General features: G+C 57.6%; 23 protein-coding genes. 14 read left to right on the forward strand and 9 right to left on the reverse strand.

The window, feature by feature from the left end:
* Positions 1-155: 155 nt before the first annotated feature.
* The 7 genes from V3H18_RS15625 to V3H18_RS15655 are packed head-to-tail and all read left to right on the forward strand — an operon-like array spanning position 156 to position 3,176.
* Positions 156-482, forward strand: coding sequence for a nitrogen fixation protein NifZ (locus tag V3H18_RS15625; RefSeq protein WP_332082997.1), 327 nt, complete (start codon positions 156-158; stop codon positions 480-482).
* Positions 482-721: a nitrogen fixation protein NifZ gene (locus V3H18_RS15630; RefSeq protein ID WP_332083018.1), complete on the forward strand. Its 240-nt coding sequence runs from the start codon at positions 482-484 to the stop codon at positions 719-721. The genes V3H18_RS15625 and V3H18_RS15630 overlap by 1 nt, the downstream gene beginning before the upstream one ends.
* A gap of 15 nt (positions 722-736) precedes the next feature.
* Positions 737-1,096 (forward strand): DUF3024 domain-containing protein, encoded by a 360-nt coding sequence (locus tag V3H18_RS15635; RefSeq protein ID WP_332082998.1) that lies wholly within the window; start codon positions 737-739, stop codon positions 1,094-1,096.
* 25 nt (positions 1,097-1,121) lie between these two features.
* Positions 1,122-1,382, forward strand: coding sequence for a hypothetical protein (locus V3H18_RS15640; protein WP_332082999.1), 261 nt, complete (start codon positions 1,122-1,124; stop codon positions 1,380-1,382).
* Entirely contained in the window at positions 1,382-2,593 is a 1,212-nt protein-coding gene (locus tag V3H18_RS15645) for a DegT/DnrJ/EryC1/StrS family aminotransferase (protein ID WP_332083000.1), read from the forward strand. Before V3H18_RS15640 ends, V3H18_RS15645 begins: the two co-directional genes overlap by 1 nt.
* Before the next feature lie 31 nt (positions 2,594-2,624).
* Positions 2,625-2,936, forward strand: a complete 312-nt coding sequence (locus tag V3H18_RS15650) for a 2Fe-2S iron-sulfur cluster-binding protein (RefSeq protein WP_332083001.1) — start codon at positions 2,625-2,627, stop codon at positions 2,934-2,936.
* A 15-nt stretch (positions 2,937-2,951) separates the two neighbouring features.
* Complete coding sequence (locus V3H18_RS15655; RefSeq protein ID WP_332083002.1) at positions 2,952-3,176, forward strand: hypothetical protein; 225 nt, start codon at positions 2,952-2,954, stop codon at positions 3,174-3,176.
* A gap of 109 nt (positions 3,177-3,285) precedes the next feature.
* Here the strand turns inward: V3H18_RS15655 and V3H18_RS15660 are convergent, their stop codons facing one another.
* Positions 3,286-3,573 (reverse strand): aldehyde dehydrogenase, encoded by a 288-nt coding sequence (locus tag V3H18_RS15660; RefSeq protein WP_332083003.1) that lies wholly within the window; start codon positions 3,571-3,573, stop codon positions 3,286-3,288.
* Between the two features lie 274 nt (positions 3,574-3,847).
* Here V3H18_RS15660 and V3H18_RS15665 point away from each other — a divergent pair, with 274 nt between their 5' ends.
* Complete coding sequence (locus V3H18_RS15665) at positions 3,848-4,294, forward strand: Rieske (2Fe-2S) protein (protein WP_332083004.1); 447 nt, start codon at positions 3,848-3,850, stop codon at positions 4,292-4,294.
* A gap of 74 nt (positions 4,295-4,368) precedes the next feature.
* A complete protein-coding gene (locus tag V3H18_RS15670; RefSeq protein WP_332083005.1) occupies positions 4,369-4,536 on the forward strand; it encodes a hypothetical protein in 168 nt (55 codons plus the stop codon).
* 42 nt (positions 4,537-4,578) lie between these two features.
* Here the strand turns inward: V3H18_RS15670 and V3H18_RS15675 are convergent, their stop codons facing one another.
* Complete coding sequence (locus V3H18_RS15675; RefSeq protein WP_332083006.1) at positions 4,579-4,854, reverse strand: hypothetical protein; 276 nt, start codon at positions 4,852-4,854, stop codon at positions 4,579-4,581.
* Positions 4,855-4,892: 38 nt separating this feature from the next.
* On the reverse strand, positions 4,893-5,135 hold the full coding sequence (locus V3H18_RS15680; RefSeq protein ID WP_332083007.1) for a hypothetical protein: 243 nt from the start codon (positions 5,133-5,135) through the stop codon (positions 4,893-4,895).
* Between the two features lie 176 nt (positions 5,136-5,311).
* Here V3H18_RS15680 and V3H18_RS15685 point away from each other — a divergent pair, with 176 nt between their 5' ends.
* Entirely contained in the window at positions 5,312-5,785 is a 474-nt protein-coding gene (locus V3H18_RS15685) for a hypothetical protein (RefSeq protein WP_332083008.1), read from the forward strand.
* Positions 5,786-5,907: 122 nt separating this feature from the next.
* On the opposite strand, the gene V3H18_RS15690 is transcribed toward V3H18_RS15685, so the two are convergent.
* Positions 5,908-6,237, reverse strand: coding sequence for a hypothetical protein (locus tag V3H18_RS15690; protein WP_332083009.1), 330 nt, complete (start codon positions 6,235-6,237; stop codon positions 5,908-5,910).
* Positions 6,238-6,394: 157 nt separating this feature from the next.
* Between V3H18_RS15690 and V3H18_RS15695 the strand changes: the two genes are divergently transcribed.
* Positions 6,395-6,823 carry a Rieske (2Fe-2S) protein gene (locus tag V3H18_RS15695; protein WP_332083010.1) on the forward strand — a complete coding sequence of 143 codons (429 nt, stop codon included), beginning with the start codon at positions 6,395-6,397 and terminating at the stop codon, positions 6,821-6,823.
* A 49-nt stretch (positions 6,824-6,872) separates the two neighbouring features.
* Positions 6,873-7,622 (forward strand): hypothetical protein, encoded by a 750-nt coding sequence (locus V3H18_RS15700; RefSeq protein WP_332083011.1) that lies wholly within the window; start codon positions 6,873-6,875, stop codon positions 7,620-7,622.
* A 165-nt stretch (positions 7,623-7,787) separates the two neighbouring features.
* Here the strand turns inward: V3H18_RS15700 and V3H18_RS15705 are convergent, their stop codons facing one another.
* Together V3H18_RS15705 and V3H18_RS15710 are read right to left on the reverse strand one after the other, a co-directional pair.
* Positions 7,788-8,555, reverse strand: a complete 768-nt coding sequence (locus tag V3H18_RS15705) for a dienelactone hydrolase family protein (RefSeq protein WP_332083012.1) — start codon at positions 8,553-8,555, stop codon at positions 7,788-7,790.
* A gap of 157 nt (positions 8,556-8,712) precedes the next feature.
* Positions 8,713-9,117, reverse strand: coding sequence for an SUF system Fe-S cluster assembly protein (locus V3H18_RS15710; RefSeq protein WP_332083013.1), 405 nt, complete (start codon positions 9,115-9,117; stop codon positions 8,713-8,715).
* Positions 9,118-9,315: 198 nt separating this feature from the next.
* Here V3H18_RS15710 and V3H18_RS15715 point away from each other — a divergent pair, with 198 nt between their 5' ends.
* Positions 9,316-9,678, forward strand: a complete 363-nt coding sequence (locus tag V3H18_RS15715; RefSeq protein WP_332083014.1) for a (2Fe-2S) ferredoxin domain-containing protein — start codon at positions 9,316-9,318, stop codon at positions 9,676-9,678.
* A gap of 30 nt (positions 9,679-9,708) precedes the next feature.
* On the opposite strand, the gene V3H18_RS15720 is transcribed toward V3H18_RS15715, so the two are convergent.
* From V3H18_RS15720 to V3H18_RS15730, 3 genes are read right to left on the reverse strand one after another with little or no spacing between them, the layout of a single operon-like run.
* A complete protein-coding gene (locus V3H18_RS15720) occupies positions 9,709-10,149 on the reverse strand; it encodes a SufE family protein (RefSeq protein WP_332083015.1) in 441 nt (146 codons plus the stop codon).
* A 47-nt stretch (positions 10,150-10,196) separates the two neighbouring features.
* Positions 10,197-10,703, reverse strand: a complete 507-nt coding sequence (locus V3H18_RS15725) for an ankyrin repeat domain-containing protein (RefSeq protein ID WP_332083016.1) — start codon at positions 10,701-10,703, stop codon at positions 10,197-10,199.
* Between the two features lie 17 nt (positions 10,704-10,720).
* On the reverse strand, positions 10,721-11,152 hold the full coding sequence (locus V3H18_RS15730) for a response regulator (protein ID WP_332083017.1): 432 nt from the start codon (positions 11,150-11,152) through the stop codon (positions 10,721-10,723).
* A gap of 385 nt (positions 11,153-11,537) precedes the next feature.
* Between V3H18_RS15730 and V3H18_RS15735 the strand changes: the two genes are divergently transcribed.
* Positions 11,538-11,650: ArsA-related P-loop ATPase (locus V3H18_RS15735; protein ID WP_332083019.1), on the forward strand; the 113-nt coding region annotated here is incomplete at its 3' end.

Genomic DNA, 11,650 nt, shown 5'->3' on the forward strand with positions numbered 1-11,650 from the left:
ATGAGTTCATCGAGAAGTCGGCGATCACCTGGTTCAAGGCCTATCTCGACAAGGTCGCCGCCGGCGAAATCCAGCACGCCCAGCGCGGCGACGCCGAAATCAGACAAGGCGCACTCATCAATGCGGCGTGAGCGGCGCCTGAGGAGAGAAAGGCGATGAGCAATATTGTTCGTGACAGCGAAGTCTGCGAACTGACCGAACCACCCTTCTTTTCATTTGGCGAAAAGGTGAAAGCCAAACGGACCATACGAAACGACGGAACCTATGCGGGAAAAGAGATCGGGGAAGTCCTCGCGAAGAAAGGCGAGGAGGGCTATGTCGTGAGCATCGGCACTTTCCTGCAGCAATTCTATATTTACGGCGTCGAATTCACAGAGAGCGGCAATCGCGTCGGCATGAAGCGCAAGGAACTCGAGTCGGCGAATCCTCGTGAGGACGTCGACTTGCCTTTGCCAGCCGTGCCGGGAGGAGTTCTAGCGTGATCTTCGAGCCACGAACGCCAAAATATCAGTGGGGACAAAAGGTCAAGACACTGATAGATCTTCGCAACGACGGCACGTTTCCAGAAGCCGAGCCGGAAGCCTTGTTGGTTGAGAACGGGGGATTGGGCGAAATCGTCCAGGTCGGCGCGCATACGGAGTCGAACACGCCGATCTATCTCGTCGAGTTTGGCGACGGCCTGGTGGTCGGATGCTTCGAGGAAGAGATTGAGCCTCTATAGCGAACAGTGGCGACGATGGGAGCGACAGTCTCAACGGTCGTGGGGTTTGCCGGATCAGCGCAACCAAACGACCTGGACTTCAAGAGGATAGAACGGGCGCTTGAGGCGCGCCGACGCTATCGCTATGTGTCGCCTATCCTGCTCAAGACCGCTAATGGATACAAAATACAAAGTCCTTGTTGCTCGAGGAATATCGATCCGGACGGCGGTATCGTCGATATCGCCTTGCTGCTGTTCGATAAGCAGAGAGGCAATTGGCGCCTTTTACGAAAGGATCACGCACTCGGCGTATGGGAGCTCGACAGCGAATTTGCGCGGCTGGTGGAACTGCTCAAATATCTGAACGAAGACGCTGATCGTCGCTTCTGGCAATGAGCTCCCCTTCGGACAAGGACTGACTATGGCGGTAAGCGTAGAAGAACTGGCGGAAATCGATCGAATTCTGGCGAGCGGCGCTCAGTCCGCCATGCCGGAGCTGCGAAGCAAGTTCCCGCATTTGACATGGACGAGATGCGATGCGTCGGATGTGATTGAAACGCCTTACAAGACCTATCCCGACTGCGATGTGCATCTGCTCGACGGCGGAGATCATTGCGTTCAAATCACCACAGAGCCATCTCGCGCGACGGGCGTGGTGCTCGCCTTTCGGAAAGTTGCGTGATGAACGTGCCGGTTGAATTGAACGAGACCGATGACGAAGGCGGCGCCGACGAGGCGAGAGCCAATGATCAGTCGATCATTCCGCTCTCCGATCCGGATGTGACGCTGGCGGACGTCGCGGCGGTCGAAGCGGTGCTGCATTCGAGCCGGCTTTCCAATGGCCCCGTCGTAGAAGCCTTTGAGGCGAGCTTCGCCGAATATCTCGGCCGCAAATATGCGATCGCGACGACAAGCGGCACGATGGGGCTGCTTCTCTCTCTGAAGGCCTATGAGATTGGCCCTGGTCACGAAGTTATCGCTTCGCCGCATTCGTTTCGCGAGACGCAACATGCGATCGCGCTCTCGGGCGCGCGGCCTGTTTTCTGCGATATCGACTACTGGTCGGGGACGATCGCGGCTGGAAAGGTCGAAGCGCTCATTACGGATAAGACGCGCGCGATCGTCGCCTGCAACACAAATGGACATCCCGCGCCATGGTCGGAACTGCAGGCGATCGCCAAAAAGCACAGGCTCATTCTCCTCGAGGATTCAACCGAGGCGATCGGGTCGAAATATAAGGGCGCGCTCGTCGGCACGTTCGGCGACTCCGCGGTGTTCGATTTCTCGCAGCCCGGCGCGCTTGTCTGCGGCGAAGGCGGAATGGTCGTCACCGACGATATTGACATAGCCGTCGCCTTGCGCCGGTTTCGCGCGCATAAGCCCGCGGAACGTTCTTCGGTGGTCGTATCCAGCGCCGCGCCCTATCAAGCGTCGATGAGCGATATCACGGCGGCCTTGGGGCTTTCCCAACTCGGCCGGCTCGAAGAAATCCTCGAGAAACGCAAGCTCATCGAGCATTACTATTTCAAGCACATCAAATCGTTCGAAGGCATCAAGGACCCTTTCATAGGGCCGGACGCGACGGAAGTGCACTGGTTTCTCTATGTCGTACATCTGGGCACGCGCTTCAGCAAATCGAGTCGCGACGCCATCGTCGAAGATCTCTTCGTCGAAAAAGTGGAGGCGGCCGCTTACAGTCAGCCGCTGCACGCGCAACGGCAGTATTTCGATTTCGGCTATCGTCGCGGCAATTTGCTCGTCACCGAAAAAGTGGCGGACCGCGCGGTGGCCCTGCCGTTCCACGTCCATCTCGAAGAAGAGCAGATCGCCTTCATCGTGCAAACGATGAAGGAGGCTTCAATCAATGTCGGCGCCGGGGCGGCGATTTATTGATCCGAACTAACAGGGAGTAAGGAAAATTACCATGTCAACTATCACGATCATGCCGTCGGGCAAGACAGTCGAGGCCGGTGAAGGTACGACGCTGCTAGCTGCGATCCGGTCAGCGGATGAATCGCTTCTGCCGGATTTCGACGCAACCAAGAGCGACCTGAGCCCGTGGCATATCTTCGTGCACGAAGGGCGCAAAGGGCTCTCCAAAACATCTCGCGAAGAGAACGAGAAGCTCGATGCGATCGTCGGCGTCGGCTCCAAGTCCCGCCTTGCATGCTTCGCCACTGTCCTTGGCACGGAGAACATCAAGGTGGAACTGCTCGGTTTCGGTTCAGGCCTATAAAATAGGAGAGATGAAATGTCCGAGACTGTCATGATCCATGTCCGTTTCTCGCCCAATGGCACGGTGGTCGAGATCAGCGAGCGCCCGCAGGGGATTTCCCCCCAAGACTGGTTCGATCATCTGAGCGCGAATAAGCCTCTCGTTTATCAGGCGCTTGCCGGCGGCCGGGGACTTTTCCGCATCGAACGCGAGGAATTGGAGACGCTCCGCGCGTCGGTGAAGGCCAGCAACGCGGCTTGAGCGCGTAACTGAGTTCGGCCGGATAAATCATAGAGCCTGTTCCTTCCGGCGTTCGCTTGGAAGGAACAGGCTCTAATTTTTTGTTTCGCCAAAAATCCCAGCGCCGCAATCAGCTCGCGGGGCAGAACTTGGTGCGGAACAGCGCGAGCTTATCGTCCGTGTCCAGTCCGGCCTGAAGAGGCCATTTGTTTTGGTAGAAGAAAGTATTGACGTCGCGGGTGATCTCCCTGCCGCGGATATACCAGCGAAAGACGCCATCAGGAAAAATGACCGCCGGACCATCTTCCCGATGGGCGGCGCCGTTGTCGATCCAGATCTTGGTGTCGGAATAGAGATAACAGCCTGCGATGCGGGATAGATCGTCCTTATTGTGTTCTTCCACGACGATCATAGTCATCGATATTTCTCCTGTCTGACCATTTGGCCGCGAGCCGGCAAGGCAAAAAACGCGCTTTGCGGACCGCGGCTCTTCGCTGCTCCCATAGAGTCGGGAAGCTGCGGCAAGATTCATGCTTCGCCATCGTCGAAAGCAGAGAAGCGGGAAATATTGTCCGCTTTCCGACATTAGCGGCCGTCAATTGCGGGCGCAAGGAAAGCTGTGCGCGCTTGGAGAAACGCCGGCGTAAAGCTGCTTTCTGATCGCGGCCGCGCATCAGATGGGTTCTTAAAGCATGGGCGATGAAGTCAAGGTCTACGTCATTTGCGCGGCGACCGCGATCGGCCGTGGACAAGCCAAGCCTTTCAGCCTCTCCCGCGTCAGCGAGGAGGGCGAAACCAAGCCCTTCTCCATCTTCGCGGTTCGCACGCTCGACGATCAATATGTGGGCTATGTGAATGTATGCCCGCATCAGGGCGCCTGGCTTAATATCGGCGAAGGCAAATTCTTTAGCGAAGACGGGCGGCGTCTGAGATGCGGACGGCACAAGGCCGAGTTCGAGATCGAGACGGGCGTGTGCGTCAAGGGACCATGCAAGGACAAAATAATCGAGCCCATACCGCTTGTCGTCATCGGCAATGATCTTTGTCTGTGCGGCATCGAACTCGCGGAGGAAGAACTTTCCGCCTTCGACGATCATGATGACGACGACACGATGGAGATAATGATTTCTCCAGATTGACGGCGTCTTCAGATTGAAAGGGCGTCAGGCGCGCCTTAAGGCGAAGACGGCGGGCGTAATCCGAGAGAACCAAAATGACCGTAGCTGAATTGATCCGACAATTGGGCGAGTTGCCGCCGGACTCCGTGGTTCTCATGGAAAGCGACGGCGGTCTATCGCGCGTGAGCGCGCTCGAATTTATCGAAGGTCAGGGGGCGGGCGCACCGCCCGAGGTGATTTTGACCCCGAGCATAGAGGAATAGCGGGGCGCGCGGCTCATAGGCCGCCGCGCCGCCGCCTGAGTGTTATTGCGAGTTACAGGCGGCTTCTTCCTCGCCGCCGCGCAGCGGGACGCCGAAAAACGCCTCTTCGTCGCCGCCCCAAGCCTTATGCAGCGCCAGGGCTTCGCGCCATCTGGCTTGCTCCAGATCCGTCGCCAGCCGATGCGTGATCTTGCCCGAAGGCGTCTCAGCCAAAAGAAACGCCTTGCCGTTGCGGATAAAGCGGTTCAGGTCCTTCGTGTCCGTGGGTCGGACGACGCAACGCGGGTGTTCGTCGATCAGAATGGTTGTCGGCAGCATGTCTTCAGCCTTTCCATTCAGCTCATCATGCCAGCGAATTAGAAGCCGTCTTCCTTGCGTCCCCAAGGATGGGAGCCGGGAACAAGCTGAGCTTTGATTCCGGCCTTTTCGATATCGGCCAGCGATTTGTAATATGTGCCTTCATGCATGAGCGCGCCGCTCTTCGTCATGATGGCGACATAGCGCGCAGCGGTATCCGTTTCGCACAAATAGCCGCCTCCGGGATCGCTCGTGCTACGCGCATTGCCATCCCAGTCGATAAAAAATCCCTCCGTCGACATGATTCGCTGAACCTTTTGTCTTTCGCCTTTCGTCGTTGGAGCAAATTCTCTGCCAAAGACGAGCTGTCGCTTTGCGGCGATCGATCCGAGGCGCGGCGGGCAGGGAACGAGACTTGCTTGAATAAATGAGATGCGCGTGGCGCGTTAGGGCAGGCAAAATCGGGAGATGAAGGGTTATGGGTCTTTCGCAGAAAACGGCGTCGCTCAGTGACATAAAAGACATTTGGGGTCTGACGAGACAATCGGCGGCGGACATTCCCGCCGTGATTGAAAGCGAGGCTGATCAGGAGCGGGCTCTCACCGCCATCATGGAGTGCTGCACGGCGGAGCTTTCGCCGATCGTCGTCGACGAGAAGAAAGAAATCGTGGGCGTTTTGCTCGCGAAGCGCGATCAATTCGATTGGGGTTTCCGTAACATGGAAACGCTTAATGTTTCGCTTGCGGCCGTCTCCAGCGCCTATCGTGATAAGGACGTCTTCAAGCTTCTGCTCGAGAGCGTCACCAAAAAGGCGGCTCCGGTTTTCATCAGCGTCAAAGCCGGCGAGGGCCAGGGCCTCACGGATGAGCTGAAGCGCTTCGGCTTCCAGCTTGAGAATACGGGCGCGAATAGCGAATTGTATAAATGGGAGGCGCCCGCCCAGGCCGCCTAAAGCAAGTCTCGAAAAAGTCCGTCGACTTTTTCGATCAGAACTTGCTCCTCATAATGAATTTGCGCGCTTTCTTCATCGCAAGATGTCATGCGATCAGAAAGCGCGCCAGGCTCCGCGAGCGCTCAGAGAAGGCTGTCTTCCGTTCCGTAAGCGGCGAAGCCTTTCTCGATGATCGAAAGACAGGCCTTGAGCCGCTCATATTCGGCTGCGCTTATAGTGACGGTCGCGGTTGCTTCGCTCGAGGATGCGCTCGGCCCTTCCTGTTTGGCGGCCTGTAGCGCGTCGAACAGCACCTCCTGAAGCCGGAATATCCGCTCGCTCGCGCGCTCCAAATAGGGCAGCGGGTTGGAGCGGATATTGGCTTCATGGAGAGCGTCGAGCTCCAATAGTTTGGCGAAGCGGCGTTCCGCGAGGCGGTTCGCGCGGCCAAAATCATGTTCGATTACGCTCATGGGACTTCTCGATTGTCGCGGACGGGCAGGTCACGGAATTTCCGCAGCGGCCGTGACAAACTTCCCTGCAGCCGACGTGATGGCTTGCCAATTGCAATGATAGAGCCATGCAGCCAGTTCCGCAATGCGCCTGGTCATGCAAGCAAGGAAGCGATCCATGGAAGAATTATTTGCGATCTGCCGGACGGTCGAAATCGACGACGGTCAGGCCTCGGGCTTTGTCCTGATGCGGATGGACGACGACGGCGAACCGGAGCCATGGCCGATTCTGATCACCAGAAAGGGCAATAATTTTTACGGCTTCGAGAATGTCTGCCCGCATCAGGGCGAACGCCTCGACGCGACTCCCGGACAATTCATGGACGAGGAAGGCAATTTCCTCACCTGCGGACATCATCACGCGCAATTCGACCTCGACACCGGCCATTGCTTTATCGGTCCCTGCCAAGGTCAGAAGCTGAAGACGGTCACGCTCGTGATCGACGATGGAGACGTGTGCGTCACCGGCGTAAAGCTCTTCGATGAGGATACGCCGGGTCCAGATGACGAACCCGACGCGCCAGAGATCATGATCACCTCCGACTGAGCCAAGGCAGACTATTTTTAGCTCCTTACACACAGGTCGAGGAACAAGCATGACTGATATGGCGGAATTGCAAGCGCGTAAAAAGCCTCTGAATTTGGCGATCGTCTATGTCGATCCGGACGCCTTTCTCGCCAATTTCATGGGCTGGTTGGAAATCACTGCATTCATCACCGCGCTGCGCGCGGGCGACGCGACCGTTCCGCCGGACGGCGTCACCCCCAAGCTCGACGAGAAGCAGTTGAAGAGCGATACGGTCACGGGCGTAGGCAATGACGCCATATTCGCCTTCTGCATGACGGCTGCGCTGAAAGGAGATAAGGGCGCGGTCGACAAGATCGAAAGCGCTTTGGCGAATGAGCTTGGCAAGGAGTTCCCCGGCTCGAACGCCCTTTGGAATTTTCGCGCGACTATCGACGCGCCGGTGACATTGGACGATTTCGTGGGGCAGGCCGGCAAGAAAATGCTTCTTGGCGATCTTCCGCCGCCGCCGCTGCGCGCAAAGGAAAATTGGAGCGCGGGCCTCAGATTTTTCGAGAAGGCGCGCAAATCGAATTTCGTTCACGAAATCATGTATCCGCTGGCGAAGTGGCATCGCGAGCGCTGGACCGACACATTGGAGAAAGGCGTCGCCTTTCTCCAGCATATTGAGGACAACGTCCCGGTTCTGCGGAGCGCCCTGGAAGACACGCGCAACGACGAACCCTTCGTCGCCAATCTGCTGCTGAAAATGGCCCCTGCCGTAGATATGGAGCTCAACGACGATATGCAGGGCTATCTTCGCTCATTGGCGCGAAGATAGGCCTCTTCGTCAAAGAGTGCGCCGCGGGGCCTTGCCCCGATCGTCGCCGGCTCTGCCGTATAAGGCTTCATCAAACAAGAAAGAGCGCAATCGTGAAGCATTGCTTCACGATTGCGCTCCGCCGGTTCATCGCCGTCGAATGCCGCGGCGCCGCCGCGACGCGGCTTAATCCATAGGCGGCCCCATATCGTCGCCGCCGCTCTTTTTCTTTTTCTTCTCGACTTTCGCTTGCGCGTAAGAGCCGGAGTTCTTCAGCGTCACCGGCGGCTGGCCTTCGACAAATTGTGAAATCCAGAACAGGGTGCGCTCGCGCGCGGCTTGCGCCGCCTCCGCGTTGAAGGTCTTGGCTTCGTCGAAATTGAAGTCATGCCCCACTTCCGGATAGGAGAATGCGCTTATGTCCGGACGGGCGGCCCTGAACTGTACGATGTCCTCCACCGGGAACGTCGGATCGTTTTCCGGGAAATGGAGCAAGGTGGGGATTTTTCTTTTCGTCGGGTGTTCTTGGGAGAGTTCCGACGCGGAATATCCGATCGCGCAAGCGACGTCCCGCAAACTATTGGCGGAAAGATAAGCGAGATATCCGCCCCAGCTGAATCCGACGAGGGCGACTTTGCCGGCGCTCTTCACGGAATCGACAGCGGCCTGAATATCCTGCAGAGCCGTCTCGAGCGGAACCGATTGCGCGAGTTTTTCGCCCTCGCTCAGACCGCTCTCGTCAAAGCCGAAATCAACGCTCTTCTTCTCTCGATCGAAAAGCGCCGGCGCAATGGCGACATATCCCAGCGCGGCGAAGCCATCGACTTCTTTTTGAATATGCGCGCTGACCCCAGAGAAATCCTGCAGGACGACAACGGCGCCTTTCGGTTCTCCGGACGGCTCCGCGCGATAAGCCGAAAAATTATGTCCGTCTTCGGAAGTGAGTTCTATCATGGCGACCTCGTTTGGCGTTCGAATGGCGAGGCGCTTACATTGTCATAAGCCTTACGCCATTCGTTCCTAACCGAGGAGGCGGAGCGAAATTCATGCCTGCGCTTGACACAGGCCATTCGCGAGTTGCGGAAGGGAAAAAGAGAAGCCGCCGGTCAACTCAATAATCGACGAAGCCCAATTCCAGCTTCGCTTCTTCCGACATCATGGCCCGATCCCATGGCGGATCGAAAACGAGGTTGACCTTGACGTTCCCGACGCTCTCGATGTCATCGACGGCCTTTTTCGCCATATTAAGCATTTCGCCGGCCACGGGACATCCCGGCGCCGTCAATGTCATGTCGATTTCGACATGGCGCCTGTCGATGATGTCGACGCGGTAGATCAATCCGAGATCATATATATTGACCGGTATTTCAGGATCGAAAACAGTTTTCAGAGCGGCGACAACGGCCTCATAGAGAGCTTTCGACTCCGGCGAGGCGTGTTGACTTGCTTCGGCCAGATCCGAATCCGACACATGGCTTTGCGCCTTCGCCAATTCTTGACCCGATTCCTGTTCCATGTCGCTTTCCTGCATCGCTGCGCCCGCAAGGAGGACTGCTCCTCTCTAGACGGAAGGCAAGGAGGGCGCCAGACGCGCTTGGCGGCGACTGGACCTAAACTTGCTTTTCTGGAACTTGTCCAGGGGGCGACAAGAGCTGCGTTTTAAGGCGCGTCCGCTCCCGGGGCGATCTGGTTCTTCTTGAGAGGCTTATGCGGAATGTCGGAGACAGAAACGGAGACGCAGGAAGAGGAGTTCGTGCTCCCCCAGCTATACAAGCGGCATGTTTTCGCGTGTTACACGCAGAGACCGCCGACCCACCCGCGCGGCAGTTGCGGGGCGAATGGCGCGCAGCCGCTATGGGACCGTCTCGGAAAATTGATCGAGGCTGACGGATCCGGCGAGATTGGTTTTACCGCCGCCGGCTGCATGGGCTTTTGCTCGGCGGGACCTTTGATGGTCGTCTATCCTGAAGGCGTTTGGTATCGCCCCACGACGCCCGAGGATGTCGACGAGATCTATAAGTCGCATCTTAAAGGGGACAAGCGAGTCGACCGGCTGGTCATGATCCTCTCGCGGTGACCTCGAAAATAAAGCTCTTGGCCCGTGCGGCTATGACGACAGGACGTTGGCGCTCGCCAGCGCCCCTTTCGCCTCGGCCTGAATTCTCGCGACCATCGATCTAAATCCGTTGGATCTTTGCGGCGTCAGATGCTCTTGAAGGCCCAGCTGCACGAACAGAGCGGCTGGGTCCGCCTTCAATATTTCGGAAGCCGTCTTTCCAGAGCAAAGCGACAAAAGGATCGCGACCAGGCCGCGAACGATATGCGCGTCGCTGTCCCCGCGAATAGTCAGAGAAGGCTCGCCTCGATCATGGTATTTCATCGACGTCGCGAGCCAGACCTGGCTCGCGCAGCCATGCACCTTATTGTCGTCGGTCTTCAACTCGGGTGGAAGCGGTTCGAGCAGGCGGCCGAGCTCGATGACATAACGGTAGCGATCCTCCCAATCTTCGAGGAAGGAGAAGTTTTCGATTATCTCGTCGATTGTCATGATTGAATTGGTCCTTTGACTTCATCTGCGCCGCCGCCGCGCGGCGCTCATGTCGCTGGGGCTTCGATCCGCTTTCTGCCGCGTAGCAAATCCAGGCATTCCCGCGTGGAGGCGAGATCGAGCGCCGAAAACCCGTCGACCGTGACGAGCGCGGGGTCGGCGCCGAGACGCAGCAGCCTTTCGACAAACGCCGCCTTGCCGGCCGACGACGCATAGATCAGCGCCGTTGCGCCATCGGCGTTGCAATGGTTAACGTCGACGCCGGCCGCAACCAGAAAATCGATCGCCTCGATCGCATCGCTTGCGCAAGCCAGCCAGATCGCGTTGTTGCCATATGAATCGGTGGCGTCCAACGCAGCCCCGGCGGCGGCCAATTCGCGCAAAAGCGGCAGATTGCCTTCTTTGCTTGCACGCAACAACGGCGTGCTGCCGCCGACGCCCGAATGATTCACGCCATCAGGCGGAAAGCCGTTGTCGGCGAGCCATTGCGCCAATTCGGCCGTCAACGGCTCGGTCGGAGGAGCTTCTTCGCTGATGGGTCGTTCGGTTGCCATGTCGCTCGATCGTTGTCCTAAAGCATTCCCAATTGGACGAGCGGCTTGGCGCCGCCGCGCCCCAAAACCGTATCGACCTTTTCGCGAACGGCTTCGATCTTGAGCGGCTTGACGAGCGCGCCATGCGCGCCGGCCTTCAGGCCCTCGACCGCCAGCCCTTCGGTTTCCTTGTCGCAAACGATCAGAATGCGCACGCTGTCGAAATGCGCCTTCAGTTCGGCGATGACTTCGGTTCCTTTGCTCTTCAGGAAGGAGACGCCGAGAAGAACGACGTCTGGCTTGAGCCAGTCTACGCCTTTGGAATAAGCCTCTTCGAGCGTTCCAAGCTCATGGGTCTCGATTTCATCGTGCAGCATGAATTGAAGCGCCGCCCGGGTTATTTCGTCCTCATCGAGAACGAAAACCCGTCTTTGATCGACCGCCTTCGCCGTTTCGACACCGATCTGCATCTTATGAATCCTCCGATTTTCGCGGCCTAGACGATACCGTCTTTGTGCAAGCTCCGTTCCATATTGGCCAACCGGCTTTCTTTTCGCGGCCAAAGGCGGAATCGGATGTTGCTTACACAACAAACATCAAGCGCTGTCGACTTTATGCACATGGGAATCATTCTCGGCGGCGACGCGCATCCCATTAAAAAATATGTGGTTCAGCCGATGAGACGGAATTGGCACACGCGTTGCTTTGATGGCGGCGCGAGTGAGGGCTGAACGCACGCTGACGCGGTGACGAGCGATGTGTTCCTTCCCGATAACCCGCGGCCAGTTTCTTTTGGAATGGGAACTCCCGACAATCTGTTCGGGTGAAGTCGAAGGGCTTTGAGAGGAGATCAACATGTCGTCACTACGGCAAATCGCGTTTTACGGTAAGGGGGGCATCGGCAAGTCGACGACGTCCCAGAACACGCTGGCGGCGCTGGCGGAATTGGGCCATCGCATCCTGATCGT

The sequence above is a fragment of the Methylocystis borbori genome (genome assembly GCF_036576025.1).
Lineage (GTDB): Bacteria > Pseudomonadota > Alphaproteobacteria > Rhizobiales > Beijerinckiaceae > Methylocystis > Methylocystis borbori.

What these genes read in the sequence shown, in the direction of transcription:
- V3H18_RS15625 (WP_332082997.1), top strand. Translation starts at nt 156, where the DNA reads ATGAGCAATATTGTTCGTGACAGCGAAGTCTGCGAACTGACCGAACCA.
- V3H18_RS15635 (WP_332082998.1), top strand. Translation starts at nt 737, where the DNA reads ATGGGAGCGACAGTCTCAACGGTCGTGGGGTTTGCCGGATCAGCGCAA.
- V3H18_RS15640 (WP_332082999.1), top strand. Translation starts at nt 1,122, where the DNA reads ATGGCGGTAAGCGTAGAAGAACTGGCGGAAATCGATCGAATTCTGGCG.
- V3H18_RS15645 (WP_332083000.1), top strand. Translation starts at nt 1,382, where the DNA reads ATGAACGTGCCGGTTGAATTGAACGAGACCGATGACGAAGGCGGCGCC.
- V3H18_RS15650 (WP_332083001.1), top strand. Translation starts at nt 2,625, where the DNA reads ATGTCAACTATCACGATCATGCCGTCGGGCAAGACAGTCGAGGCCGGT.
- V3H18_RS15655 (WP_332083002.1), top strand. Translation starts at nt 2,952, where the DNA reads ATGTCCGAGACTGTCATGATCCATGTCCGTTTCTCGCCCAATGGCACG.
- V3H18_RS15660 (WP_332083003.1), bottom strand. Translation starts at nt 3,573, where the DNA reads ATGACTATGATCGTCGTGGAAGAACACAATAAGGACGATCTATCCCGC.
- V3H18_RS15665 (WP_332083004.1), top strand. Translation starts at nt 3,848, where the DNA reads ATGGGCGATGAAGTCAAGGTCTACGTCATTTGCGCGGCGACCGCGATC.
- V3H18_RS15670 (WP_332083005.1), top strand. Translation starts at nt 4,369, where the DNA reads ATGACCGTAGCTGAATTGATCCGACAATTGGGCGAGTTGCCGCCGGAC.
- V3H18_RS15675 (WP_332083006.1), bottom strand. Translation starts at nt 4,854, where the DNA reads ATGCTGCCGACAACCATTCTGATCGACGAACACCCGCGTTGCGTCGTC.
- V3H18_RS15680 (WP_332083007.1), bottom strand. Translation starts at nt 5,135, where the DNA reads ATGTCGACGGAGGGATTTTTTATCGACTGGGATGGCAATGCGCGTAGC.
- V3H18_RS15685 (WP_332083008.1), top strand. Translation starts at nt 5,312, where the DNA reads ATGGGTCTTTCGCAGAAAACGGCGTCGCTCAGTGACATAAAAGACATT.
- V3H18_RS15690 (WP_332083009.1), bottom strand. Translation starts at nt 6,237, where the DNA reads ATGAGCGTAATCGAACATGATTTTGGCCGCGCGAACCGCCTCGCGGAA.
- V3H18_RS15695 (WP_332083010.1), top strand. Translation starts at nt 6,395, where the DNA reads ATGGAAGAATTATTTGCGATCTGCCGGACGGTCGAAATCGACGACGGT.
- V3H18_RS15700 (WP_332083011.1), top strand. Translation starts at nt 6,873, where the DNA reads ATGACTGATATGGCGGAATTGCAAGCGCGTAAAAAGCCTCTGAATTTG.
- V3H18_RS15705 (WP_332083012.1), bottom strand. Translation starts at nt 8,555, where the DNA reads ATGATAGAACTCACTTCCGAAGACGGACATAATTTTTCGGCTTATCGC.
- V3H18_RS15710 (WP_332083013.1), bottom strand. Translation starts at nt 9,117, where the DNA reads ATGGAACAGGAATCGGGTCAAGAATTGGCGAAGGCGCAAAGCCATGTG.
- V3H18_RS15715 (WP_332083014.1), top strand. Translation starts at nt 9,316, where the DNA reads ATGTCGGAGACAGAAACGGAGACGCAGGAAGAGGAGTTCGTGCTCCCC.
- V3H18_RS15720 (WP_332083015.1), bottom strand. Translation starts at nt 10,149, where the DNA reads ATGACAATCGACGAGATAATCGAAAACTTCTCCTTCCTCGAAGATTGG.
- V3H18_RS15725 (WP_332083016.1), bottom strand. Translation starts at nt 10,703, where the DNA reads ATGGCAACCGAACGACCCATCAGCGAAGAAGCTCCTCCGACCGAGCCG.
- V3H18_RS15730 (WP_332083017.1), bottom strand. Translation starts at nt 11,152, where the DNA reads ATGCAGATCGGTGTCGAAACGGCGAAGGCGGTCGATCAAAGACGGGTT.